Annotated in this window: 1 protein-coding gene; it reads left to right on the plus strand. The window is 33.0% G+C overall.

What is annotated here, in order from left to right; genetic code table 11:
- Positions 1-24: 24 nt before the first annotated feature.
- Positions 25-739 (plus strand): hypothetical protein (locus ACYVRA_RS07805; protein WP_461252172.1); only part of this gene is annotated, 715 nt, incomplete at its 3' end.

Genomic DNA, 739 nt, shown 5'->3' on the forward strand with positions numbered 1-739 from the left:
GATTCTAATGCGTTAAACACTAAATTGGCAGAGTGGCAGGAACAAGGCGTCAAATATTATTCATTTATTGAAAAACATACAAACACCAATTATCCGCCTGATAATTATGTGGCTAAAGTTACAATAATTGACAATAACATAACCAGCATTGAAATGCTTGATGAAGAATATGTTAAATCTGATTATTCTAATAAAACAGTAGGAGAACTTGAACGTTTAATAGCAATACATAATGATCAAGCCGAACAAATGATTAGAATTTTTGGGGATATTCCCGAAATATATAAACGTTTCCTTACTTGGTATCAAGAAGCATCTGCAACTCTGGGCAAATATCAAAAAATAAATTGCAAAATTACTTATAATGAACAATACATTTTTCCTGAGTATTTAGAATTTGGCATTTATACTTATCAATACATTGGCAATAATATTTGGAGTTCCCCGGATGGAGAAGGAAGCAGAATTATTGAGATTTCTGACTTTACTGTTTATGAAGAGCCGCCTATTAATGTTATAGAAGTTGATAATCTTCTTGAAAAATACAATTTAACAAAGGGTGTAGGTATATGGAATGATTATATGCCTGGTGAAATTCCTTATTCGCAACGTTACAGTATTTGCACTATCCATTTCGACTCCCCGATTAAGTCACCCGCAATGGAAGTATTCGCGACAATCATTACAGAAAGAACAACTATACCGGTATTGCTTTATGATATCTATGGTGGAGACGGTA

This window comes from Treponema sp. R8-4-B8, assembly GCF_054786175.1.